The sequence below is a fragment of the Pseudobutyrivibrio sp. YE44 genome (assembly GCF_900104335.1).
Classification (GTDB): Bacteria; Bacillota; Clostridia; order Lachnospirales; family Lachnospiraceae; genus Pseudobutyrivibrio.
On sequence record NZ_FMXT01000007.1, the window covers coordinates 1 to 24,373 of the forward strand.

Here is a 24,373-nt window from a genome sequence, read left to right on the forward strand (position 1 = left end):
CCCCTGTACAAGGTAGGTTACCCACGCGTTACTCACCCGTCCGCCACTCAGTCAATAATCCGTCACCCCGAAGGGATCGTGGAAAATTGCTTCGTTCGACTTGCATGTGTTAAGCACGCCGCCAGCGTTCATCCTGAGCCAGGATCAAACTCTCATGTTAAAAGTTTAATTCCGAATCAGTATAAAACTGACTTGTTTACTAATAAAGGTTTGTATTGTTTCGTCTAGAAACTAAATGAATTTCAAGGATACATGTTTTAAAACTTGTATTAATTCAAGGTTTGTTTCACTGTTCAGTTATCAATCTTCGCTTTGTTGTTGCTCTCAGCAGCAACTCGTATATATTATCATGAGAAGCTATCTTTGTCAACAACTTTTTAAATTATTTTTTCTTGACTTTCTTAGGAAAATCAAGCGCTTCGCCCTTTCGAGTCAGCTTGTATATAGTATCAAGTGAGCAACATTTTGTCAAGCACTTTTTACTAATTTTTTGACTGTCTTTTTGTGAAGCTAACACAAGTTTTTACAAGTGTTTCTCGCTCACGCGACAGCTTGTTTATAATAGCATCGTGACTGGTTTCTGTCAACAAATTTCTCAAAAAAATCATAATATTTTTTTGAGCTCCGAAACTGCCTCATCAGAGGTCGCCCAACTAGTAGCAATTCTTATTACAGTATGGCTATCATCATACTTTTCCCAGATGCCATAAGCCACCTTTTCACCGAAGCTTTTTAGGGCCTGATTATCCATTACTACAAAGATTTGATTGGTAGGGTTTTCCATATAGAGCTGATAACCCTTCTTTTTTAGGTCATCCCTTATTATAGAAGCTTGTTTAATTGCATGACGTCCCATCTCCATATAGAGATTGTCTGTAAACATTGCCCCAAATTGCACTCCAAGAAGTCTTCCCTTAGCAAGAAGCGCACCGTGTTGCTTTATCTGGGTAATCATATGCTTTGGAGTGTTGCCCTTTGTAAAAACAACAGCCTCACCAAAGAGCGCACCAACCTTTGTTCCACCAATATAAAATACGTCAGCATAGGCAGCTATATCCGCCATAGTTAAATCATCCTGAGCAGCCAATCCATATGCAAGGCGAGCACCATCTATAAACAAAGGAATTTCATACTCCTTACATATGGAAGAAATAGCTTCTAACTCCTGTCTAGAATATAAGGTACCATACTCTGTCGGATATGAAATATATACCATTCCAGGATTAACCATATGCTCCGCACTGTCATCTGCATAATGATCCTCAAGCATCTGCTTTAGCTCAGCAGCATCAAGTTTTCCCTCATGAGCAGGCAATGCTATAACTTTGTGTCCGCTATACTCTATTGCACCAGCCTCATGGACAGCTATATGACCGGTGAATGCAGCCACAACTCCATCATAGTTAGAAAGCATTGAATCGATAACCACTTGGTTAGTCTGTGTTCCACCTACTAAGAAGTAAATGTCCGCATCGGGACAATTGATATATTTTCGAATCTTTTCTTTTGCGCTTTCACAAAAATCATCCTGACCGTAACCTGGTGTAGATACCATGTTAGTCTTATTTATAGCTTCAAGTACCTTAGGATGACAACCCTCAGCATAATCGCAAGAAAAATACAGCATAACAACCTCCTACCGCTTTACTTTACTAACATTTTTAAACGTTATAGCTTCCATCTGACATACATATAGTCATAATCCTGAATCTATATTTATATATATGTGAATATACAAAAACAGGCAACCGCTTTCGCGATTGCCTATGTTAACGCAGAGGGTGGGATTCGAACCCACGCGCCCTTGCGGACAAACGGTTTTCAAGACCGCCTCGTTATGACCACTTCGATACCTCTGCATGTATCACTTGGACACGAATAGTATAATACCATCCGACCACCTATATGTCAACAGAAATCCTGGAAGTTTTTTCTAAAAATCTTGAATTCAGAAAATTGCGACAAAAGCCATTTTTCTAAGAGTTAACGACAAATAATCTACTGTCGTTTTCCTCTTAAAATAGCTTCTCCAAAGGCAGCATCTTCTGGGGTGGTAACTTTAATATTGATATAGGATCCTTCTATCATATGTACATCATGATCAGTAACCTTCTCAACAATCATTGCATCGTCAGTAATTGATGTATCTGCATCAGCAATAATCTTGTCATAGGCAGAGCGAATAAGATTGTATTCAAAGCATTGTGGAGTCTGTACAATCCATACGTTACTTCTGTCTGGGGTATCTAATACCTTGCGGTGATCATCTGTAAGCTTCACTGTATCCTTAGAAGGCATACCTACAACGCAAGACTCATAAAGAGCAACTGCAGACATACATCTATGAATAATATCTATAGAAACAAATGCTCTGGCACAGTCATGAATCAACACATAACCATCATTTATTGCTTGAAGGCCGGCATAGACAGAGTTGTAGCGCTCCTCGCCTCCTTCAACAATAGCTATACACTTATCAATATGATATCGCTCTATAATCTCTTTGCGACACTTTTCTACATCACCAGGAGCTACCACCAAAACGATTTGTGTACATTTGCTTTCCTGAAAGGTACGTAAGCAGTGAACCATCAAAGGAGCTCCACCAATGTTCATATATTGCTTTGGGACTTCCTGCTGCATACGCTTGCCACTACCTGCCGCAAGAACTATTGCTGTAAATTTATTCATAAACACCTCATCAGTCACCTTCGGTGACAGCTTCTCCTCAATGAAAAGCCTTTAATTATCTTTCTCCCAATTTAAGGTTTGGTATAGCATTTAAATCCCAGCTATCGCGACGACCTGCTAGATACTCATAATAAGCAGCTGCTCCAATCATTGCGCCATTATCGGTGCACAGTATTGGAGAAGGATGATAGAATTTAACACCCTTTTCTTCACACATTTTCTCCATAGCAGCTCTAAGAGTCTGGTTTGAGGCAACGCCACCTGCAATGGCAAATTTATCCATTTTAAACTCATCTATAGCCATAGCTGCATGCTCACAAAGAGTATCTATAACTGTCTGCTGGAAGGATGCTGCGACATCAGCTTCGTTAATTGTTTCGCCCTTCATTTGTGCACCATTTATATAATTAAGGACCTGAGATTTCAAGCCACTGAAAGAGAAATCATATACTCCATCAGATACCTTTGGTCGTGTAAACTGTATAGCCTGAGGATTTCCTTCATGAGCAGCCTTTTCGATTTTAGGACCGCCTGGATATCCTAAGCCAATTGCACGAGCCACCTTGTCAAAGGCTTCACCTGCTGCATCATCTCTAGTACGTCCAAGAATTTCGTACTCACCATAGCCTGCAACACGAACAAGATGTGTGTGCCCTCCAGAAACCACTAGGCATAAAAATGGTGGCTCTAAATCCTTATTTTCGATATAGTTGGCGCTGATATGGCCTTCGATGTGATGTACACCAATAAGAGGCTTTTCTGTTGCAAATGCAATAGCCTTAGCCTCAGCAACGCCAACCAACAAGGCTCCCACAAGGCCAGGGCCATAGGTAACAGCAATTGCATCCATATCTTCAAGCCCCATGTCAGCTTCATCAAGAGCTTGTTCAATTACTTGATTAATTCTTTCTATATGTTTACGAGAAGCGATTTCAGGAACAACTCCGCCATAAAGAGTATGGAGTGGAATCTGAGTAGATATTACATTACTTCTAACGTCTCTTCCATTTACAACCACAGCCACAGCTGTTTCGTCGCAAGAGCTTTCGATTGCAAGTATTTTTATTTCTTTAGTATCCATTTATTTCATCCTTTGTAGACAGTCGCCAGGTAAGAATTTTCCAATTGCCATTGGAATCTTTACGAAGACAGAAATCCTCGTAAGTTCTATCATAGCTACTTCCTTCTCTAACGAAATAGTTACAGGTGAGGAATGCACATTCATAACCGTTAACTGTCTTGTATTGAACTTCTTTAGAATCGCTAATAGTGCTGGAAACGATAGTCCTGTTGCGATTCTTATAGTCTGTAATTTCCAAATTAAGAGAGGCAAGATATGTATCTCTTGGATTGTATTGCAAAAGTTCATCATCCATAAGAAACCTTGCTTGATCCGCCATCTGTTCAAGTTCTTTCTGATCGTAGTCCTCTGAATAGTAGGCAGTAATTATTCGATTATACCATTTGACTACAGCACGAGGTGTAGCCGGATAATCCTTCGTAAAATTTTTGGAGATAATGGCTTGAACTTCAGACAACTCTACCTGTTGTTCAGCCTGCGCAGCTGCATTCTTCTTTGATAGATAGGCATAGTATCCCACCACAAGAGTGACCATACATATTACCGCTATTGTAATTCGCAGCACCTTTTTCATAATTACTCCTCCGCAAAATCAAGTTCTAAAAACTTGCCGTCCTCCCCTAAATATGACTGCGGGAAAATATCACAAACTGCTTTCATATATCTTTTATGACCTGTCATAGAAGGTGAAAAGTGTGTGAGCCAAAGCTCTTTAACCTTTGCATCCTTAGCAACCTGAGCTGCTTCATAGAAGGTCATATGTTTATTCTGTTTTGCTTTAACAAGCTTTTCTTCTTCTGCGTACATACCCTCGCAGATTAAAAGATCTGACTCGGTGGCTGCCTCCACTAAAGATTTGGTTGGGCGAGTGTCGGTACAATATGTAACCTTTATTCCTCGTCTTGCTGCTCCCATTACCATTTCAGGAGTGTAGGTCTTTCCTTCGAACTCTACATCATTACCCTTTTGAAGAGGGTTCCAAAGATTTACAGGAAGGCCTAGTCCTTTTGCAGCCTCAACGTCGAATCTTCCTTTTCTAGGAATGTCTATTGTGTAACCATAACATAAAACATTGTGATTAACTCTAAAAGCATGGATATGATAGCCTAAAAGTTCAAACCTCTCATCAGCTCCATTAATCTCGTGAAAAATAATTTCAAAGGGTAGCTCTGGAGCAATAACTCTAAGGGAATTAACAACTCGTTCTACGCCTTTAGGTCCAACGATGGTGATTGGCTCTGTTCTATCGGAATTTCCCATTGATAAAAGCAAGCCTGGCAAACCGCTAATATGATCTGCATGAAAATGAGTTATACAGATAATCGAGATTGGGTTTGGGGAAAATCCTGCTTCACGTAAAGCCACCTGTGTTCCTTCACCACAATCCACAAGTAGACCCTCACCATTAAATCTAAATAGGCACGAAGTAAGCCATCTATTTGGAAGTGGCATCATACCCGCAGTGCCTAATAAACAAACATCTAACATCTATAATCCTTTCATCAAGGTCTATTTATCGGCAGTTACACTGACAAGCATAATATTACTCCGCTCCACGAGAATGTTTCGCTTGAGTAATACAATAGCTTGTTTACTACTGCCTACTTCTAGTTTTTAAAATCTACTTTTATATCTGCACGCATACATATTGCGTCTTCCACAGGATCATTGTAGAAGTATTTACGAACGCCAATCTGCTCAAAGCCTAGGTGTTCGTATAGAGTGCGTGCAGGAATATTGGAAACACGAACTTCCAAAAAGATTGTTTCAACATCTTTTTTTCTTAATTCCTCTATAGATTTTTCTAAGAGAAAGCGCCCTACACCATTACCACGAAAAGCCTCGTCAACGACTATATCTGGAAGCTCTGCCTCTGGTGGAGTAAGGTAAAAAACCGAAAAACCTGCAAGCTGACCATCTTGTTCTGCAACAAGAATCATAGAATAATCAGATTCGAAGGCCTCTTCGTAGGATTTAAGAGACCAAGGACTGTTCATTGAAGCCTGTTCCATATGAAATATAGCTTGCAAATCGTTTTCCTTAGCAAATCTATATGATAAAGCCATTAAGCTTTTCCTTCCTTTTTCATCTGTTCCATACGCTCCCGCTCTGCCTGGGACAGTCTAAGATACTCTGGACGATGATCTGCTGCTGGCTCACAATCACCATTTGCATAGTAAATTGCACCAAGCGCAGCAACTGACGACGCGTGTTGACGATTGAGATGTGCAGGTGCAAATTTGTATGGAACCTTAACAATTTCAGATATCTTATCCTTGAACACCGGAACCCCATCACCAAGGAAGGTGACTGGCTGACCATTTGTATTAATTGCTTCAGCTATCTCATTAAAATCAACAGCACACTGTGGCTGAACAACCTTAAAATCGCCATTCGACTCAAAAGAATAAAGACCAGTGTAGACCTGACCTCGTCTAGCATCCATTATTGGGCAAATGATTGTTTCCTGACCCCAAAGATTGTAGGCCAAAGCATCCACAGTAGGCACTGAAACTATCGGACATCCCAAAGAAAGCCCCAACCCTTTTGCTGTTGCTGACGCAATTCGAAGACCAGTAAAGGAGCCTGGACCTGCGGCAACTGCTATAGCATCAATCGAATTTAAATCAAGCTCTACCATCTTTTTCAACTCATCCAACATTGGCAGTAAAGTCTGTGAATGAGTTTTTTTATAACCTGTGGTGTATTCACCAATTAAATTATCATCTTCTACAATGGCTACTGAAGCGACTAAGCCTGAGCCATCTATTCCTAAAATCTTCATATAACTGATTTTTCCTATATTTGTTCTATTGTAATTTTTCGATAATCGAAGCCCTTCTCCAAATCCTTTTCAATGGTGATTCTAGTGTAATGATCTGGGAGAATTTCTTCTATAAGGTTTGCCCATTCTATTAAGGACACACCATCTCCATATACATAATCCTCGTAACCGATTTCGTCCATTTCCTCTACATCACCGATTCGATATACATCGAAATGATAAAAGGGAAGTCTACCACTGTCGTATACCTGAACGATAGTGAAGGTTGGGCTGCAAATAGGCTCATCAATGTTTAGACCTGATGCAAAACCCTGAGTAAAAACGGTTTTTCCAACGCCTAAATCTCCGATTAAGGTGAAGACTTGGCCAGGCTCTGCCTGGGAAGCAAGCTTGCGTCCTATTGCATCTGTTTCTTCTGGTGAATTAGTTTCTATTATCTCAATCATTTTATTTGTATTTTATAATCCTCTACGTGATTTTTGATGTATGCAACAGCTGGCTCATACACATCGATAATGTCCTCTTTAGGAATGATGTAGGCATTTACCCTGTTGCTGTATATAAGAAGATATTTCTTCCAAGTGGAAACCTTGTAAATATATTCCCATGGAAGCTCTGCTGGCTCGTCTGTTGTAGGCGATGAAATAACAAGGCCTCGTTCTGTAAGCTCATAATGAAGAGGGTGCATAAACACTTCCTGGGTCATTTGATTCTTAACCCTAAGCTTAAGGCTCATAGGGATATAAACCATAATTACCAATGCAAAAACAGGATATAAGCATTTATAAATCATCGAAAGGGTAGATAATCTAAGTGCCCATATAGCAAGCAATAGCACGCCCAACAAAATAGACACTATACCCTGACTAGACCTGTAGGCATGATGCAGGTTGAATTTGTATAAATCCTCCTCTTTGATTTTGATATCAAAGCTAATGTTTTCCATAATGCACGCAATCTCCCTATTTTTCTTTATTCTAACATATATAGATTATAATCACAAAGTTTCTATTCAGCATACATTCGCAAAAAAGACACCTCATCCGTCTGCTACGCAGCCACCTTCCCCTCAAGGGGAAGGCTTTTGGACAAAAAAATAGTGAGTCGAAACCCCTAACGACTCACTATCAATCCATTTCTCCTAAAAAGCACACTTTCTGTTACTTTTCTTCACTAATTGAAAGTATAGGTATTATAGTGATTATTGTCAACAGCAGGTGGGCCTTAGAGTATTATTTTGTAAGAATGTGACAATTTGTGATAGTCACAACTGTATAGGAAAACTTAAACCTTTAAGCTTGCTTATTCTTGTTAAGTTTCATGGTAAGAGCTATTCTGCCTTTCTTTTCGTCCACAGAAAGAACCTCAACATCAACAATATCCCCTACAGAAACAACTTCCAGAGGATGTTTGATGTAACGGTCTGTCATCTGAGAGATGTGGACAAGGCCATCCTGGTGAACGCCGATATCTATGAAAGCACCAAAGTCGATTACATTTCTAACAGTACCTTTAAGCTGCATACCTGGCTTAAGATCTTTCATCTCAAGAACATCGCTCTTAAGAATAGGCTTTGGCATATCCTCACGAGGATCACGGCCTGGTTTTTCAAGCTCTTTTACAATATCTTCAAGGGTCATCTCACCAACACCAAGTTCTGTGGACAAAGCCTTTATATTAGAAATACTCTTGTGGATATCCTTTAAAGTGCCGGCAGCAATATCCTTAGTATCAAAACCAAGCTTTTCAAGAAGCGCCTTAGCAGCGTCATAGCTTTCTGGATGAACTGCTGTGGCATCAAGAGGGTTCTTACCTCCAGTTATACGCATAAATCCAGCACACTGCTCAAAAGCCTTTGGTCCAAGTTTTGGAACCTTCTTAAGCTCTGTTCTAGAATTAAATCTACCATTTGATTCACGGTACTCAACAATATTCTTCGCAAGAGTCTTGTTAATGCCTGAAACATATTCAAGAAGAGATGCTGAAGCAGTGTTCAAATCAACACCAACTGCGTTAACACAATCCTCTACTACACCTGCAAGAGTCTCATCAAGCTTCTTCTGATTCATATCATGCTGGTACTGACCAACACCTACAGACTTTGGATCAATCTTTACAAGCTCTGCAAGTGGATCCTGGAGACGACGGGCCATGGAAGTGGCTGAACGCTGTCCAACATCAAAGTTAGGGAACTCTTCTGTAGCAAGCTTGCTGGCAGAATAAACTGAAGCCCCCGCCTCATTTACAATAATATACTCAACCTTTTCAGGAATCTCTTTAAGCATATCCACAATAATCTGCTCTGATTCACGGCTGGCTGTTCCATTACCAAGAGAGATAAGTGATACATTGTGCTTCTTAATAAGAGTTTTGATAACCTTCTTTGTTTCCTCAACCTTGTTCTGTGGAGCTGTAGGATAAACTACTGTGGTATCAAGAACCTTTCCTGTAGCATCAACAACTGCAATCTTGCATCCGGTTCTGAAAGCTGGATCCCAGCCAAGTACGTTGCGACCGGCAATTGGAGGCTGCATAAGTAGCTGGGTAAGGTTCTTACCGAATACTTTGATAGCTCCATCCTCTGCCATCTCAGTAAGATTGTTTCTGATTTCATTTTCGATGGAAGGTGCAATTAGTCTTGTGTATGCATCTTCAATTGTATCAAGAAGTACCTGATTCGTATTTACGTTATCACGGCTAATTATTTTCTTCTGGAGATAATTAAGGATATCCTCAACTGGAGCCTCAATGCTCACCTTGAGAATCTTCTCCTTTTCACCACGATTAAGAGCAAGAATTCTGTGACCTGGCAGCTTTGCAATAGCCTCATCATAGTCGTAGTAATTCTCATAAACTGATTCTGCCTCAGCATCTTTCGCTTTTGATACTATACGACCGTTTTTGAAAGTCTTCTCTCTAATCCATGTACGATAATCAGCGTCATCAGAAATGCTTTCAGCGATGATGTCACACGCGCCAGCGATTGCTTCCTGTGGAGTATTAACTTCCTTTTCCTCGTTAATAAAAGCTTTTGCCTCTTCCTCAAGAGACTTATCTGTCATCTGAAGGATGATGATATTTGCAAGTGGCTCCAAGCCTTTTTCCTTGGCGATAGTTGCACGAGTACGACGCTTAGGACGATATGGGCGATATAAATCATCTACTGCCACCTGAGTTGTTGCCTCAAGAATAGCTTTCCTAAGTTCTTCTGTAAGAAGCCCCTGCTCTTCAATTGATGCAAGACAGGTTGCCTTCTTATCTTCCAGATTTCGTAAATACGTTAATCGCTCTGAAAGTGCACGTAGCTGTTCGTCGTTAAGACCGCCAGTGGCTTCCTTTCTGTATCGTGAAATAAATGGGACAGTGTTGCCCTCATCTAACAAATTAACGGCTGCCTCAACCTGGGCAGGTCTAACCTGTAATTCTGATGCTATCTGTTTAGTAATATCCATGTTGTAACACTCCTAACTTTAGTGACTCGCATGTTACGCCTACAAGCCATAGATTTCTACACTCAGCTATAGAAAGCTTCGCTTAAGAAATCTATGAGCTTGATGGCTACATGCTATTTTTAAACTTTAATTATAACAACTTCTTCAATTTCGATGACAAGTCGCGGACGATGATTGACGCAATCCATGTACAAGCCATGCATACGAGCATCAATGCGAAGATTTCTCGATGGGCAAAATTTTGTATATTCATCTTTGAATAGAATAAAATCATTATTCTGTGATGAGTTAAGATTATGAACCAGCTTATTCCCGAAAGGTAAGTTATAAACTTATAGCTGTTCTTTTCAGGTGAGATTTCCACATCTCTTAATGCTATTAACATTGTCATGCTAATAACAAAATAAATAATCTCGCTTTGTTCTTGACCAAGCTTAAGAAATGCCATGCTAGGAACAAATCCTATAAGGATGAAATATACAAATATCAATACTGACAAAACTGCACAAGTATTCTTAAATGCTTTTGGAACTGCCTTTTCACCGAAAACTTCATGAAGAAACATTCCAATGTAGAAATAAACCATTACAAAAAGTGGGTTCATCAGCTGTGTAAAAGCAAATGGGTTGTGAATGTAAAGAAGATATACATACCAAGCCATCATAGCAGCAAGCGTAATATATTTAAACTTTTTAAGAAGCTTGGCTAAAAGTGGAAACAGCAAATAGCATATGACGATGCAAGACATAAACCACTCGCCAATCAAATAAAAGTTAAAAACCACAAGCTGTGTAACTCCATCCATACCAATCAAAGTAAGAATGAATCTGCTGATAGGAAGGCTATGTCCAACAACCTCTCCATTTACTAAGAAGCAAATTAAAAACATAATGGTGTATGCTACGTAAAATGGAATAAAAAGCCCTTTAAAACGACGCTTATAATACTTCACCAGAGAGATTTCATCCTCGTGATTGTACATAAGTGCATAGCCAGAAATTATAAACAAAAACAGACTGGCTGGACGGGCTAAAATATTAAAGAAATAGGTGTATCCATTTATGGAAGGATCTGGGCCGTTTCCAGAGATAGTATATTCCACAAAAAAGTGGTAGAAAAATATAAAGACAACACCGATATCTCGTAAGATATCAAGGCCGATGATTCGCTTTTTCATAAAATTCTCCTTGTTGTTTGCTTATGCTGCAAACTGATTATTTTCATGTAAAGCTTCTGACAGCTTTATTCTATTATATATTACAATTAACGCAATTGCTCTTACAAATTTACTACAATAAATAGTAATACACTCTTGACGCATAGTATGAATGAAAGTTTCATATGCAGAACCAACAAAGAACGGGTCATTATTTCCACCAATTATTGAAAAGATTATACCCCAGATAAATGGAACAAAATACAAAACAAAAAATACTTTTGCAGGAATCTTTTTTTCCTTACGGGCACTTACAACCACAATAATTATAAGAGCACCGAGAATAATGGGTGCGCTATCCCTAATCATCATGAATAGGATTTGACCTACTTTTAAATACTTTAATGGTTCGTTATTAGTAGCTCTCATTATCCCAATAATATATGCAGGAATATCCAAAAGTGATAATCCCGCTCCGATTATTGTAAATTTCTGATTCCTTGTAAAGTCAAACATTATGAAGATAAAAGAAATACTTGCAAGAATGTATAACGGAACATCGCTAAGTCTCATAACTGAAACACCCAATGGGCTTGTTATATCAAACCATATAGCATATCCAATCATTACTAATATTTTAGTAACAAAAAGAAGCGCCATAACAATGTTTATCATTTTTCTGTTATTTATCTCTGCAAGAATTATATCATTACCTTCTAGTGGCTTAGGACTATCGCCATACTCATTAGACAATGGTGATGAATCACGAACAAAAAGATAAATCATGCACGCACAATAAGCGCTCAAAAGGCTTGTTAAAATACCACCCCATTCATCACTTGGCATAAGCAATGTAATTGTTATACATGGGAAAAGAGCTATCCACCCTTTCATTCCTATATCATGGAGTCTTCTAACCTGAAAAGATAAAGACGAAAGTCCCACAATGAAATAAAGCATATATACCAAAATATTGTAATTATATTCAAAAAGATAAATATGCATAAGTCTGATTCCAATGGTAACAAACCACAAGACCAACATTCCCTTAAAAAATTCTCTTCTTCTTATTCTGCTACTATAATCAAAATATTTTTTCATGTTTTTGTCCTTTTCGTTTGCTTATATATTACAAAGCCGATTGTTTCATTATACAGATGCCCCGTAATAAAGTAAACCGAGGCGAACGACAAAAAAGAGGTGTCTCCTGTATTAGGAAACACCTCATCCGCCCCTTCCCCTCAAGGGGAAGGCTTTGTTTTCTTATATTATTTCTACATTTCTAGTTGCAACAACGTCTACGCCAGTTCCGCAAACATCTTTTACAACCACATCTCCAATATGAATTGGAGCTTTCATAACTGCTGCATCAATCTCTTTCATAACGTCAGCGATTTTGTCCTTTGGAATATTTGACTTAGTCTTTACTGATACGCGAGGCTTGTCACCACCTAAAATAACAGCTGTTGATGTAACTGTTCTCTCAGGATGAGTTACTTCGTTTTTTGCATAGTTCTCACCTATTTTGCAGGTGTTACCAGTAACAGAAGTAACCTCTCCATTTTCTAATTCTACTGTAATCTGACAACCCATTGGGCAGCCGATACATGTTAATTCTCTTTTTTCCATTTTATCTTCTACCCCCTAATTACTCTGCTTCAATCTTTACTGTAATCTTCTTTAGGCCTGGCTTTTCAGCAAGCGTATCCTTAAGAAGGATAACCTGCTCCATCTCACCTGGTGCCATGATACGTTTCTTATTGTGCATTACTCTTTCATTATCAAAGTATACGCTTACATAAGAATCCTTATATACAGCGCCAACACGGAAACGGACTGTAAGCTTGTCATCCATTCTATCTACATTGATTGTAGATGGAACTGTGTAGCGTGCGCCATCTGTTGCAAAGATTTCAATATCCGCTGCCCCATCAGAAAGCTCGCCTTTTACGAACTTAGCTGCATTCTGGCCAGCTCTATCAGCTTCCTCAGAAACATAATCAACAAGATCATGTACATGAAGAACGTTACCACAAGCAAATACACCAGGGATGTTTGTTTCAAGAGACTCGTTTACAACAGGACCACTTGTGATAGGGCTCATCTCAACACCTGCTGTTCTTGAAAGTTCATTCTCAGGAATAAGTCCGCAAGAAAGAAGAAGAGTATCACAAGTGTATCTTTCCTCAGTGCCAGGGATTGGCTTACCCTTATTATCAACTGCTGCAATTGTAACAGCTGTAAGGTGCTCCTTGCCCTCAATATCAACAACTGTGTGGGACAACTTAAGTGGAATGCCAAAGTCATCGAGACACTGAACAATATTTCTCTTTAAACCGCCTGAGTATGGCATAAGCTCTGCTACGACCTTTACCTTAGCGCCTTCAAGTGTCATACGACGTGCCATGATAAGTCCGATATCACCAGAACCAAGGATAACAACCTCACGGCCTGGCATGTAGCCTTCGATATTTACAAGACGCTGAGCTGTACCTGCTGAAAAAATACCAGCTGGTCTGTAGCCAGGAATATTTAAGGCTCCTCTTGGACGCTCGCGACATCCCATGGCAAGGATAACTGCGCCCGCTTTAATCTGGTACATGCCATCCTCACGGCTCATAGCTGTAACAACTCTATCATTTGAAATATCCATTACCATTGTATTGAGCTTGTATTCAATCTTTGCATCAAGGACCTTCTCAATGAAACGGTATGCATATTCAGGACCTGTAAGCTCCTCTTTGAAGGTGTGAAGACCAAAACCATTGTGGATACACTGGTTAAGGATACCACCTAACTCTTTATCTCTTTCTAAAATAAGAATCTTATCTACACCAGCATTTCTTGCTGCAACAGCAGCTGCAAGACCTGCTGGACCGCCGCCAACAATAACAATATCATAATTCAACATTACTGCTCGCCTCCCTTCTGATTTTTGGTGCGCTCTAAAACGATATTAGAGCGACCACCGCTCTTTGTAATTTCTTCATATTCAAGGCCGAGCTCTCTGTGAAGAATTTCCATTGTCTTTGGAGAACAGAAACCTGCCTGGCATCTTCCCATTCCTGCACGTGTTCTTCTCTTAACTCCATCAAGAGAACGAGCGCCTAATGGGCGATGAATTGCATCAAGAATTTCTCCCTCTGAAATAGATTCGCAGCGGCAAATGATGTTACCATATGCTGGATTTTTCTTGATTAACTCATTTCTTTCTTCCACTGAAAGATCTGCTGGGTTCATAACATCCTTACGTGTGCTAATCCAGTTAGCCTTTGGTGTAAGACCCATCATATCCTTTAACATATTTCCTACCATCTCACCGATAGCTGGGCTTGAGGTAAGTCCTGGTGACTCGATAGCTGCGCAATCAATAAAGTGTGGAGCGCCATCAACTTCACCGATAATAAACTCATGACGTGCTTCGTGTGCACGAAGGCCAGCAAAGGATGTAATAACCTTTCTCATTGGAAGGTTCTTTACGTGATCATTTGCTTTTGCGATTAAGTCATTGATGCCATCAGCTGTTGTGTTTGTTCCTTCTTTGTTTTCAATATCAATAGCTGTTGGACCAACGATAAGATTGCCGTGAACAGTAGGTGATACGAGTACACCCTTACCAAGGTTAGTAGGCTGTGGGAAGATTGTGTGACTAACGTGTCCGCCAACCTCTTTATCAAGAAGACAATAATCACCTCGACGTGGGATGATTTCAATCTTGTCATCTGCCTTGCTAACCATGTTGTGGATTTCATCAGAGTGAACACCTGCTGCGTTAACTACATATTTAGAAACATACTCACCATTATTGGTGCGAATGTGCCATAATCCATCTTCATCTTTTTCAATATTTTCAACCTTAGTATTAAATCTAAAGTCAACTCCATTTACATTTGCGTTTTCTGCCATAGCAATGCAAAGCTTAAATGGGCAGATAATACCGCCAGTTGGTGCATATAATGCTCCTTCCACGTTATCTGAAAGATTTGGCTCCATCTCAAGAGCTTCTTCACGAGTAAGAATCTTTAAATCCTTTACACCGTTCTTAACACCTCTGTCATAGAGATCCTGAAGTCCTGGAAGTGCTTCCTTATGGATGCAAACAACCATTGAGCCATTTCTCTTGAACGGAATGTCCAAATCACGGCAGAGGTCGTCCATCATCTCATTTCCACGTACATTTAATTTTGCCATTAATGAACCGGCTGCAGCATCAAAACCTGCATGAACAATTGCTGAATTAGCTTTTGATGTACCTTCACATACATCCTCACATTTTTCAAGAACACAGACGTTAGCTTCGAAACGTGAGAGTTCCCTTGCAATTGCGCTACCAGAAACGCCTGCGCCTATGATTATGACATCATACAACATAATTTTTTCTCCTAACTTAATTTTTCTATTACTAAGTAAAGAAGGAGTCGGTAAGTAAACGCATCTCAACATGCGTTCAATACCGACTCCAATCCTCAGTGTATCAATAATAAAGTTTTAAAATGGTTTCAGTATTGAATACTGAATAACTAATGCATTTTGATAAGTGTAGGTCACTTATTAACCAAACATCTGAGCAGCTGCAAGTGCGTTGTAAAGAAGGGATGCTACAACACCACCACAGATAGGTGCAACTGCTGGAATCCAACCGTAGCTCCAGTTGCCATCTTTCTTACCAAAGTTTGGTGCAAGGCAAAGGTATGCAATACGAGGAGCTGTATCTCTTGCTGCGTTCATTGCGTATCCTGTAAGACCACCGAATGAAGCACCACAAGCAACGATTACGCCGTAAACAAGTACCCAAACTGTACGATCCTCACCTGCAGGAATAAGAGCAAGTGTGAATACGAGTACGAATGTAGCTACGAACTCTGAAAGGAAGTTGAGTACCTGGTTTGGAATAGAAGGTGCTGTACAGAAGCATCCTCTAACAACTGCGTCGTCAGCTGTCTCTTTAATGTGATCATGATATAAGCACATAAGGATAGCAGCGCCAACGAAACCGCCAAGCATCTGAGCAACAATCTGTCCTGGAACTGTGCTCCAGTCACCGCTTCTGATAGCGAGGCCGATTGTAACTGCAGGGTTGAATGCTGATGGGCATCCTGTGAAATTGCTCATCGCAAATGCAGGAACCATAACTGCCATTCCCCAACCAATAAGGATATGAACAGCTCCGCCGCCCTTAAAGCCTGACTTGTTTAAAGAAACGTTACAGCAAACTCCATCTCCGAGTAATACAAGTAAAATTGTACCTATAAACTCGCCTACGTAAACTGACATAAAAATTTCCCCCTTACTTTAAAATAATTTAATAGCACTACCTCCACAACCCGCTAGTTACGCTTACAAGCCTTAGTATTACTCCGCTCGACTAACACGTCTCGCTAAAGTAATCTAAGAGCTTGTCAGCTACTAGCTCATGTTAATAATGCAAACACTCTCTTAAATTATGAAGGGTGCTTATTGTTCAATTTGTATTTACGACGCACGCTACTACTCTCTAGCCCAACCACGAGTAGCTGCAACAGCTTTGTTCCAGCCCTTGATTGCTGCTGTTCTATCAGCATTTGTCATCTCTGGCTTGAACTCACGGTCAACTGACCAGTTCTGGATAACATCTTCCTTGCTCTTCCAGTATCCAACTGCAAGACCTGCAAGGTAAGCAGCACCCATAGCTGTTGTCTCAACACAGCTTGGACGAAGAACGTCAGTGTTGATAATATCAGACTGGAACTGCATCAAGAAGTTGTTGTTTGATGCACCACCGTCAACCTTGAGAGCTGTAAGGTGCTTTCCAGAATCAAGCTCCATAGCATGGAGAACATCATATGTCTGATAAGCAAGAGACTCAAGTGTTGCTCTGATAAGGTGATATTTGTTAACACCACGTGTAAGACCTGTAATAGCTCCACGTGCGTATGGATCCCAATATGGAGCACCAAGACCTGTGAAAGCAGGTACAACGTAGCAACCATTTGTGTCCTTAACACGAGTAGCGAAGTACTCTGAGTCTGGTGAAGAATCTACAATCTTTAATTCGTCACGGAGCCACTGAATAGCAGCACCAGCAACGTATACAGAACCTTCAAGTGCGTATGTAACCTTTCCATCTAATCCCCAAGCGATGGTTGTAAGAAGATCATTCTTAGAGAATATTGGCTTCTCACCTGTGTTCATAAGCATGAAGCAACCAGTTCCGTATGTGTTCTTTGCCTCGCCTTCTTTGTAACATGTCTGTCCAAAAAGAGCTGCCTGCTGATCACCAGCAGCACCAGCGATTCGGATAGGACCACCAAAGAATTCTGGATCTGACTCACCATAGATACAGCTTGAAGGCTTAGCCTCTGGAAGCATGCTCTTTGGAATGTCAAGAATCTGGCAAAGCTCATCATCCCACTCAAGAGTGTTGATGTTGAATAATAATGTTCTTGATGCGTTAGAGTAATCTGTAACGTGTACTTTGCCCTTTGTAAGTTTGTAGATTAACCAAGAATCTACAGTACCGAAGCAAAGCTCACCTTTCTCTGCTCTCTCACGTGCACCCTCAACATTGTCAAGGATCCAACGAATCTTTGTACCAGAGAAATAAGGATCAAACTTAAGACCTGTCTTCTGCTGGAACTTCTCAACGATTCCAGGAACTTTTCCCTTCATCTGCTCAGCCCAGTCAGCTGTACGACGACACTGCCATACGATAGCGTGTGTAATTGGCTGGCCTGTAGCTCTATCCCATACGATAACAGTTTCACGCTGGTTTGTGATACCGATTGCTGCGATATCCTCTGACTTAGCGCCAACCTTTCTCATAGCTTCACGAGCTACAGAAAGCTGTGTCTGCCAAATCTCGTTAGCATCGTGCTCAACCCAACCTGGCTGTGGGAAGTACTGTGTGAATTCCTTCTGTGCGACTGAGCACATCTCGCCCTTCTCGTTGAAAAGGATACATCTGTTACTTGTTGTTCCGGCATCAAGAGCCATTACGTATTTTGCCATTATTACTCCTCCTTTTTTGCCTTTTTGGCTTTGGCTAATACTAGGAGTGGCTATATCAATAACGCTCTTAAAGCTTCCATACCTGCTCATTTGTAGTGGATACGGCAAGCACCCCATTATTAAGTGCGTTCATCACGTCATCTCGATCACTGATAAGTCCGCCTGCCAAAACAGGGACCCTACTTACCTGGTTAACCTTCTTAATGATTTTTGGTAAGACGATTCCAGGAAGAATTTCGATGACGTCAGGCTGAGTTATTCCGTGTCGGTCCTGCTTTTCAATATTTACAAGAGCCATGCTATCAATCACGAAATATCTAAGCACTGTATATAACCCTAACTCCTTTGCCCTTCCGATAAGATTTCCCTTGGTGGTAATAATTCCATCTGCAAGAGTGTTGTTTTTGATGAAATCGACTGAGATTTCTTTGGTGTTATTAAGACCTGTAATCAGATCCAGATGAACCATTGCAATCTTCCCTGAATCCTTGATTCGTGACACGATACCTGGAATCGTACACACATCTCCATATAAAATGAAGATAATCTCACAATCAGTAGCAACTGCTTTTTCTAATCCCTTGTCATCCTTGATGGCTGCGATTACTGGATTTGCCTCCAGCTTTTCGATGAAGTCTCTGTGCATTACTTATACTCCTCAATACCCCCTATTGCTTTTAGGCACAAAAAAAGAACATGCCTAATCACACAAGAGCTCCAACTCTTGAAGCAGCCACATTCTCATCTCTCACGGGCATTTATTAACTTTACTAGTTAAATAATACACGACATGTGAGTAAATATCAACATATTTTTTTCACAATACAAACACTATATGTACATAATTAACTAAAATTGCTATCCTTTATAAGTTTTCGCACTATATATAATTAATAATACGGCGCATTTGCAGGATTGTTAAATTGTTCACATTGTATAATCCACAATAATTAGTATAATAGCCCAATAAAAAAAGCACGTTTTCGAAACGTGCTTTTTATTAGTTGATATTTAAATTGTTCCCTACACCTGAGCCTCAACAATTGCATCATATAAATCATCATACTCTTCGAAGGCTGGGTACTGTGGGTAATCCTTCTTAATCTGCTCAGTAGATCTAAACAAGAATCCAGCCTTAGAAGCTTCAATCATAGCCAAGTCATTGAAACTATCACCACTGGCAATTGTTTCAAAACCACATGACTGCAATGCTCTTACTGTCGTAAGCTTACTCTTATCGCAGCGCATCTTGTAGCCTGTAATCTCACCATCATCGGAAACCACTAGCTCATTACAGAAAATAGTTGGCATGCCAAGCTTTTCCATAAGAGGACCAGCAAACTGTGAAAATGTGTCGCTGATAATCACAACCTGTCCCTGTGCTCTAAGCTTATCTAAAAACTCCTTTGCGCCAGGAAGTGGATCAATCTTTGCGATTGTCTCCTGGATTTCCTTAAGTCCTAAACCGTGCTCTTTAAGGATACCGATTCGATAATTCATAAGCTTGTCATAGTCTGGCTCGTCTCTTGTAGTCTTTTTAAGTTCTGGGATGCCTGAAGCTTCAGCAAAAGCAATCCAGATTTCTGGAACCAAAACACCTTCTAAATCTAAGCAAGTAATATACATAACAAATTCTCCAAATCCGCGGTTACGCCTACAAGCCATAGATATCTTCGCTCACCCACAGAAAGGTTCACTTAAGACATCTATGAGCTTGATGTCTACCGCTCATCTAAACACCCTATTAATAAACTTCTTCTGAAATTATCTACGATTAATATAGACGAATCACGGAAATAATACCGCCAAGGGCTGCTTTGCGCTCATTGAATTCAGCTTCTGTCATTTCCTTTGTAATAAAACCAACTTCCTCATCTAAATCAAGATTTGCGTATTCAACTTCATCAAATTCATTTTCGATATTTGACTGAAGAGCTGAAGTTCTAACGAAATATCTATATTTCTCTTCATTTGCATTTGCAAGCTCAAGCTTTTCCTCGCTCCAACCAATTTTTATATGCTTATCAAGGTTTCGGCCAAGGAAAACCATATCTCCAACCACTGCTGAAGCTGTTGGAAGAGCTCCAGCACCTGCACCATAGTACATAGACTCGCCAAGCATATTTCCCTTTACAGATACAGCATTCATAACGCCAGATACGTGATAAAGCATATTATCAGGCTTAACCAAGAATGGCGCTACACGGCATGAATAGGTCTTTCCAATCATTTTGCTGTGTGCAATAAGCTTAATGCTTCTTCCCATAGCCTTTGCATATTTGAAATCTGTTGATGAAATCTTGCTAATTCCTTCAGTAGGAATGTCGTTAAAATCTACATTCTTGCCAGAAACAAGAGATGTAAGAATTGCTATTTTTCTGCAGCTATCATGGCCTTCTACATCAGCAGTTGGGTCCTTCTCTGCATAACCTAACTCCTGAGCCTCTGCAAGAATCTCGACGTAGTCACTACCATACTGCTCCATATTTGTAAGCATGTAGTTTGTAGTACCATTACAAATTGCAGCCATTTCCTCAATAACATCACCTGTAAGACAAGCTGTAAGCGTACGGATGATAGGAATTCCTCCGCCTACCGCAGCTTCAAATACGAAGTTTACATTATTAGTCTCTGCAATCTGCATAAGCTCTGCGCCCTTATCTGCAACCAAAGCCTTATTTGATGTAGTAACAGATTTGCCAGCTTCGAGCATAGCCTTAACAAATGTAAATGCCGGCTCAACGCCACCCATTGTCTCGACTACAATCTTAACTTCTTTATCATTAGCGATTTTCTTATAATCCTTAACGAAGCAATCCTCGTGTGGATCTCCAGGAAAATCTCTAAGATCAAGAATGTACTTTAGCTCTAATGGCTCTCCCAATCTTTCTGCCAAAACCTCTTTGTTAGTATCAAGAACCTTTGCTACACCGGAACCTATTGTTCCGTAACCCATAATTGCTGCTTTCATTCTGTCACTCCCTTGCTAATATTTTTACATAATGAACACCGTTAACAGTTTCTATAGCGTTGACCAAATCAGAAAAATCTCCTGAATCTTCCAACACATCCACCGAAATAGTGAGGGTGGCGAAGCCGTTAACCGGAATACTTTGATGTATAGTCAAAATATTCACACGGAAATGAGCGATTTCATCTAGCACACTAGATAGAATTCCTGGCTCATCTTCCAATTGGATGACCATATTGATTGTTTTTCCCTTTGTATCCTCGTGGAATGGGAAAATGTCATCCTTGTACTTATAAAATGAGCTACGGCTAATGCCAACCTTCTCAGTAGCCTCTTGAACAGAATCGCATTTCCCTGTGTCAATAAGCTTCTTAGCGGCAACAACCTTTAGCAATACTTCAGGTACAGCCTTTTCTTTTAAAACAAAATAGGTAGTCTTCTCTGCCATATCTCCTCCATAAGTGTCTTTCGCACAAATACATTTGTGCGCTTTCAGAAGATGATAACATTAAATACTACCTATAATCAAGTGTTTTGTATAAATATACGCATTCCATTTTTTCTTTCTTGCTCGCGCCACCAAGTATTTCTATGGAATGCTTATTTTATTAAATATTTAATTTTATCTATTACGAATTACGTTTTAGTCATCTACGGTTGTTCCACGGTCTGGGCAGCCCAGGGAGAGCCATTTAAGATATGCGTTCATAAATGGTGTAAGTTTGCCATCAAGGACAGCATCAGCATTACCAGATTCTTCGCCTGTACGAAGATCTTTCACCATTGTGTATGGCTGAAGGACGTAGGAACGAATCTGATTGCCCCATCCTATTTCAGAAACTTCTCCACGGATGCCGCTGGCTTTAGCAGCGTTTTCTTCCTGTTTTAAAAGAAGAAGCTTTGTCTTTAACATCTGCATCGCCTTATCCTTGTTTTGGAACTGGCTTCGCTCATTCTGACAGGTTACAACAATGCCTGTAGGGAAGTGAGTGATACGAATAGCCGAGCTGGTCTTGTTAATATGCTGACCACCGGCACCTGATGAACGATAGGTATCGATTCTGATATCCTCATCCTTGATTTCTACATCTACATCTTCCTCGATATCAGGCATTACATCGCAGCTAGCAAAGGATGTCTGACGCTTACCTTGCGCATTGAAAGGAGAAATTCTAACCAAACGATGAATTCCCTTTTCAGATTTTAGATAGCCATAGGCATTTTCTCCATCCACCTGGAAGGTTACAGACTTTATTCCTGCTTCATCACCCTCCTGATAGTCAAGCTCTTCAAGGGAAAAGCCCATATCACCAGCCCATCTGCTATACATTCTATATAGCATCTGAACCCAGTCGCAAGCCTCAACTCCACCTGCACCTGAATGCAAGGTGACAATAGCATTATCATAATCATACTCGCCGGAAAGTAAAGTCTTCATACGAAGATTTTCCAAATCACCTTCGAACTCTTCAATAAGAAGCGCTACGGTATCAACGATTTCCTGATCTTCTTCCTCGTTTCCAAGCTCAATATAATCCTCTATTTCTTTATATAAGTCTTCAAGCTTATCTATAACAGCAACATCGTCCTTCATGGATTTTAGCTCTTTCATTTTGGCAGTTGATACTTGTGCATCTGTCCAAAAGTCTGGAGCTTCCATTTCACGCTCAAGCTCTTCTATGCGTGCTTTCTTTGCTGCGACGTCAAAGTGAATCCCTCACTTCCGTCATAGAATTTTTTTGCGACGTAAGTCGCAGTTTGAACTGATCAAGTTCTATCACGAAATCACCTCTTTTCAAATTCTACGCCTGTCACGCTCTCAAGCCTGAGATATTACTCAGCTCAGCTATAGAAAGCTTCGCTGGAGTAACACTCAGAGCTAGATAGCTACAGGCTTACATTTTATAAATAAGTAGCCAGATAATTTCTTGCCCTATTTACGCAATACCTCCAACGCCTTTTGGATTTGGTTGTCGAGATCAACGCTGTATGCGTCGTCCTCACCGCCTTGGAACTCATACTCAAGCTCGATATCAGGCTTGATACCTGTTCCGTGGATACATTCGCCACTTGGAGTGTAGTAAGTCTGTGTGGTCAACTTAAGGGCTGAACCATCGGTAAGAGGGATAGTAGATTGAACAATACCCTTACCGAAAGTGTTAGTACCAATGATTGTACCATATTTAAAGTCTCTAATAGCACCTGTAAAAATTTCTGCAGCTGAAGCAGTGTTCTCATTTACAAGGACTACCATTGGAATATTCTTCTTGTGGATATCATCTGATGTGAAGTCTTCTCTGTTCCCCTGCTTGTCCATAGTGTAAACAACTGTGCCCTCTGGAAGGATGTAATCAAGCATTTCAACTACAGAATCAAGAAGTCCACCACCATTATTTCTCATATCAAAGACTACTGAAGTCATTCCCTGGCTTTCCAAATCCTGGAAGGCTGCCTTGAAATCGTCAGCTGTGTTCTCAGTAAACTGAGAAACAACAATATAACCAACATTTCCATCAAGCATCTGATACTCAACAGTTGGAGTTGAGATAGAAGCTCTGGTACAAACAACTTCTTGTTCCTTTCCATCTCGAGAAATAACAAGCTTAACATCTGTTCCTTCCTCGCCGCGGATATGCTGAACGAAGGTATCAAGCTCCTCATCTGTAGCTAAAAAGCCATCAGCTGAAATGATATTATCTCCGTTTTGTAACCCAGACTTTTCAGCAGGAGTGTTCGCGTATACCTTTGTAATTGTAACCTCTCCTGTCTGAGGATTCTTTTGAAGAAGTGCTCCAATTCCTGCATAGTTACCTGTTAAGGTTGTCATTAAATCCTTGTATTCCTCTGCAGTATAATACTCTGAATAAGGATCATCTAAGCTTTCAACTATACCCTTGTATACACCCTTTACCAAGGTATCTGCATCTACATCTTTATAATAGAAATTCTCAATGTAAGAAATAATAGTGCTTAGCTTTGAGCCAGAACTATCACCCTCTTGAAGATTTTCAAGCACCTGTTCTGATGACTGGTCCTTAAAAGTAAGCCTGCTTCCCACAAGCACCAAGCCAACTCCAAGTGTTGCTGCGCAACCTACCGCTAAACCAATAATAGCCGCTAAAAATATAGGCCATTTTTTAGTCTTAGGCTTTTCAGCGCCCTCATCATATACATAAGTGTATTCTTCAGAAACCTCCTGTGGCTCCTGCTTTTCTGTTTCGTCGTACATTTTATGCCTCCTTATGTGCGC

23 protein-coding genes, 1 tRNA gene and 1 rRNA gene are annotated in these 24,373 nt (G+C 40.2%); all 25 read right to left on the reverse strand.

The annotated features are described in order from the left end of the window. Nucleotides 1-160 (reverse strand): 16S ribosomal RNA (locus BLR54_RS10330); the annotation flags it as partial. A 444-nt stretch (nt 161-604) separates the two neighbouring features. Then, nucleotides 605-1,627, reverse strand: a complete 1,023-nt coding sequence (locus BLR54_RS10335; RefSeq protein ID WP_090420635.1) for a threonine aldolase family protein — start codon at nt 1,625-1,627, stop codon at nt 605-607. 146 nt (nt 1,628-1,773) lie between these two features. Next, nucleotides 1,774-1,859, reverse strand: a tRNA-Ser gene (locus tag BLR54_RS10340). Nucleotides 1,860-1,998: 139 nt separating this feature from the next. Then, nucleotides 1,999-2,691, reverse strand: a complete 693-nt coding sequence (gene ispD, locus BLR54_RS10345) for a 2-C-methyl-D-erythritol 4-phosphate cytidylyltransferase (RefSeq protein ID WP_090420637.1) — start codon at nt 2,689-2,691, stop codon at nt 1,999-2,001. Nucleotides 2,692-2,746: 55 nt separating this feature from the next. Continuing rightward, nucleotides 2,747-3,772 carry a tRNA (adenosine(37)-N6)-threonylcarbamoyltransferase complex transferase subunit TsaD gene (gene tsaD / locus BLR54_RS10350; RefSeq protein WP_090420640.1) on the reverse strand — a complete coding sequence of 342 codons (1,026 nt, stop codon included), beginning with the start codon at nt 3,770-3,772 and terminating at the stop codon, nt 2,747-2,749. Continuing rightward, nucleotides 3,762-4,346: a DUF6715 family protein gene (locus tag BLR54_RS10355; RefSeq protein ID WP_090420642.1), complete on the reverse strand. Its 585-nt coding sequence runs from the start codon at nt 4,344-4,346 to the stop codon at nt 3,762-3,764. Before BLR54_RS10355 ends, tsaD begins: the two co-directional genes overlap by 11 nt. Nucleotides 4,347-4,348: 2 nt before the next feature. Continuing rightward, on the reverse strand, nt 4,349-5,260 hold the full coding sequence (locus BLR54_RS10360) for a ribonuclease Z (RefSeq protein WP_090420645.1): 912 nt from the start codon (nt 5,258-5,260) through the stop codon (nt 4,349-4,351). A 119-nt stretch (nt 5,261-5,379) separates the two neighbouring features. After that, the gene (gene rimI, locus BLR54_RS10365) at nt 5,380-5,838 is read right to left on the reverse strand and encodes a ribosomal protein S18-alanine N-acetyltransferase (RefSeq protein WP_090420649.1); all 459 of its coding nucleotides are present in this window, start codon (nt 5,836-5,838) and stop codon (nt 5,380-5,382) included. Continuing rightward, nucleotides 5,838-6,557 carry a tRNA (adenosine(37)-N6)-threonylcarbamoyltransferase complex dimerization subunit type 1 TsaB gene (tsaB, locus tag BLR54_RS10370; protein ID WP_090420652.1) on the reverse strand — a complete coding sequence of 240 codons (720 nt, stop codon included), beginning with the start codon at nt 6,555-6,557 and terminating at the stop codon, nt 5,838-5,840. Before tsaB ends, rimI begins: the two co-directional genes overlap by 1 nt. Nucleotides 6,558-6,571: 14 nt before the next feature. Continuing rightward, nucleotides 6,572-7,003, reverse strand: a complete 432-nt coding sequence (gene tsaE, locus BLR54_RS10375; RefSeq protein ID WP_090420654.1) for a tRNA (adenosine(37)-N6)-threonylcarbamoyltransferase complex ATPase subunit type 1 TsaE — start codon at nt 7,001-7,003, stop codon at nt 6,572-6,574. Continuing rightward, on the reverse strand, nt 7,000-7,503 hold the full coding sequence (locus BLR54_RS10380) for a YcxB family protein (protein ID WP_090420657.1): 504 nt from the start codon (nt 7,501-7,503) through the stop codon (nt 7,000-7,002). The genes tsaE and BLR54_RS10380 overlap by 4 nt, the downstream gene beginning before the upstream one ends. Nucleotides 7,504-7,849: 346 nt before the next feature. Further along, nucleotides 7,850-10,009, reverse strand: a complete 2,160-nt coding sequence (locus BLR54_RS10385) for a Tex family protein (RefSeq protein WP_090420660.1) — start codon at nt 10,007-10,009, stop codon at nt 7,850-7,852. Between the two features lie 130 nt (nt 10,010-10,139). Further along, entirely contained in the window at nt 10,140-11,186 is a 1,047-nt protein-coding gene (locus BLR54_RS10390) for an acyltransferase family protein (protein ID WP_090420663.1), read from the reverse strand. Between the two features lie 21 nt (nt 11,187-11,207). Further along, complete coding sequence (locus BLR54_RS10395) at nt 11,208-12,266, reverse strand: DUF805 domain-containing protein (RefSeq protein WP_090420665.1); 1,059 nt, start codon at nt 12,264-12,266, stop codon at nt 11,208-11,210. 162 nt (nt 12,267-12,428) lie between these two features. Then, the gene (locus BLR54_RS10400; protein ID WP_090420668.1) at nt 12,429-12,794 is read right to left on the reverse strand and encodes a DUF1667 domain-containing protein; all 366 of its coding nucleotides are present in this window, start codon (nt 12,792-12,794) and stop codon (nt 12,429-12,431) included. A 19-nt stretch (nt 12,795-12,813) separates the two neighbouring features. Continuing rightward, nucleotides 12,814-14,076 carry an NAD(P)/FAD-dependent oxidoreductase gene (locus BLR54_RS10405; protein ID WP_090420671.1) on the reverse strand — a complete coding sequence of 421 codons (1,263 nt, stop codon included), beginning with the start codon at nt 14,074-14,076 and terminating at the stop codon, nt 12,814-12,816. Beyond that, nucleotides 14,076-15,533 carry an NAD(P)/FAD-dependent oxidoreductase gene (locus BLR54_RS10410; RefSeq protein WP_090420907.1) on the reverse strand — a complete coding sequence of 486 codons (1,458 nt, stop codon included), beginning with the start codon at nt 15,531-15,533 and terminating at the stop codon, nt 14,076-14,078. The genes BLR54_RS10405 and BLR54_RS10410 overlap by 1 nt, the downstream gene beginning before the upstream one ends. A gap of 183 nt (nt 15,534-15,716) precedes the next feature. Further along, a complete protein-coding gene (locus BLR54_RS10415; RefSeq protein ID WP_090420674.1) occupies nt 15,717-16,439 on the reverse strand; it encodes an MIP/aquaporin family protein in 723 nt (240 codons plus the stop codon). Nucleotides 16,440-16,652: 213 nt separating this feature from the next. Next, nucleotides 16,653-18,152: a glycerol kinase GlpK gene (glpK, locus tag BLR54_RS10420; RefSeq protein ID WP_090420677.1), complete on the reverse strand. Its 1,500-nt coding sequence runs from the start codon at nt 18,150-18,152 to the stop codon at nt 16,653-16,655. Nucleotides 18,153-18,219: 67 nt separating this feature from the next. Then, nucleotides 18,220-18,798 carry a glycerol-3-phosphate responsive antiterminator gene (locus BLR54_RS10425; protein WP_090420680.1) on the reverse strand — a complete coding sequence of 193 codons (579 nt, stop codon included), beginning with the start codon at nt 18,796-18,798 and terminating at the stop codon, nt 18,220-18,222. 377 nt (nt 18,799-19,175) lie between these two features. Continuing rightward, complete coding sequence (thrH, locus tag BLR54_RS10430) at nt 19,176-19,778, reverse strand: bifunctional phosphoserine phosphatase/homoserine phosphotransferase ThrH (RefSeq protein ID WP_090420682.1); 603 nt, start codon at nt 19,776-19,778, stop codon at nt 19,176-19,178. Nucleotides 19,779-19,926: 148 nt separating this feature from the next. Then, complete coding sequence (locus tag BLR54_RS10435) at nt 19,927-21,123, reverse strand: homoserine dehydrogenase (RefSeq protein ID WP_090420685.1); 1,197 nt, start codon at nt 21,121-21,123, stop codon at nt 19,927-19,929. Between the two features lie 4 nt (nt 21,124-21,127). Continuing rightward, complete coding sequence (locus BLR54_RS10440; RefSeq protein WP_090420688.1) at nt 21,128-21,571, reverse strand: ACT domain-containing protein; 444 nt, start codon at nt 21,569-21,571, stop codon at nt 21,128-21,130. 195 nt (nt 21,572-21,766) lie between these two features. Further along, a protein-coding gene (gene prfB / locus BLR54_RS10445; RefSeq protein WP_143008432.1) for a peptide chain release factor 2 occupies nt 21,767-22,904 on the reverse strand; the annotation gives its coding sequence in 2 pieces (ribosomal slippage) (nt 21,767-22,828 and nt 22,830-22,904; 1,137 coding nt in all). Between the two features lie 152 nt (nt 22,905-23,056). Next, nucleotides 23,057-24,352: a S41 family peptidase gene (locus BLR54_RS10450; RefSeq protein WP_090420694.1), complete on the reverse strand. Its 1,296-nt coding sequence runs from the start codon at nt 24,350-24,352 to the stop codon at nt 23,057-23,059. Between the last annotated feature and the right edge of the window lie 21 nt (nt 24,353-24,373).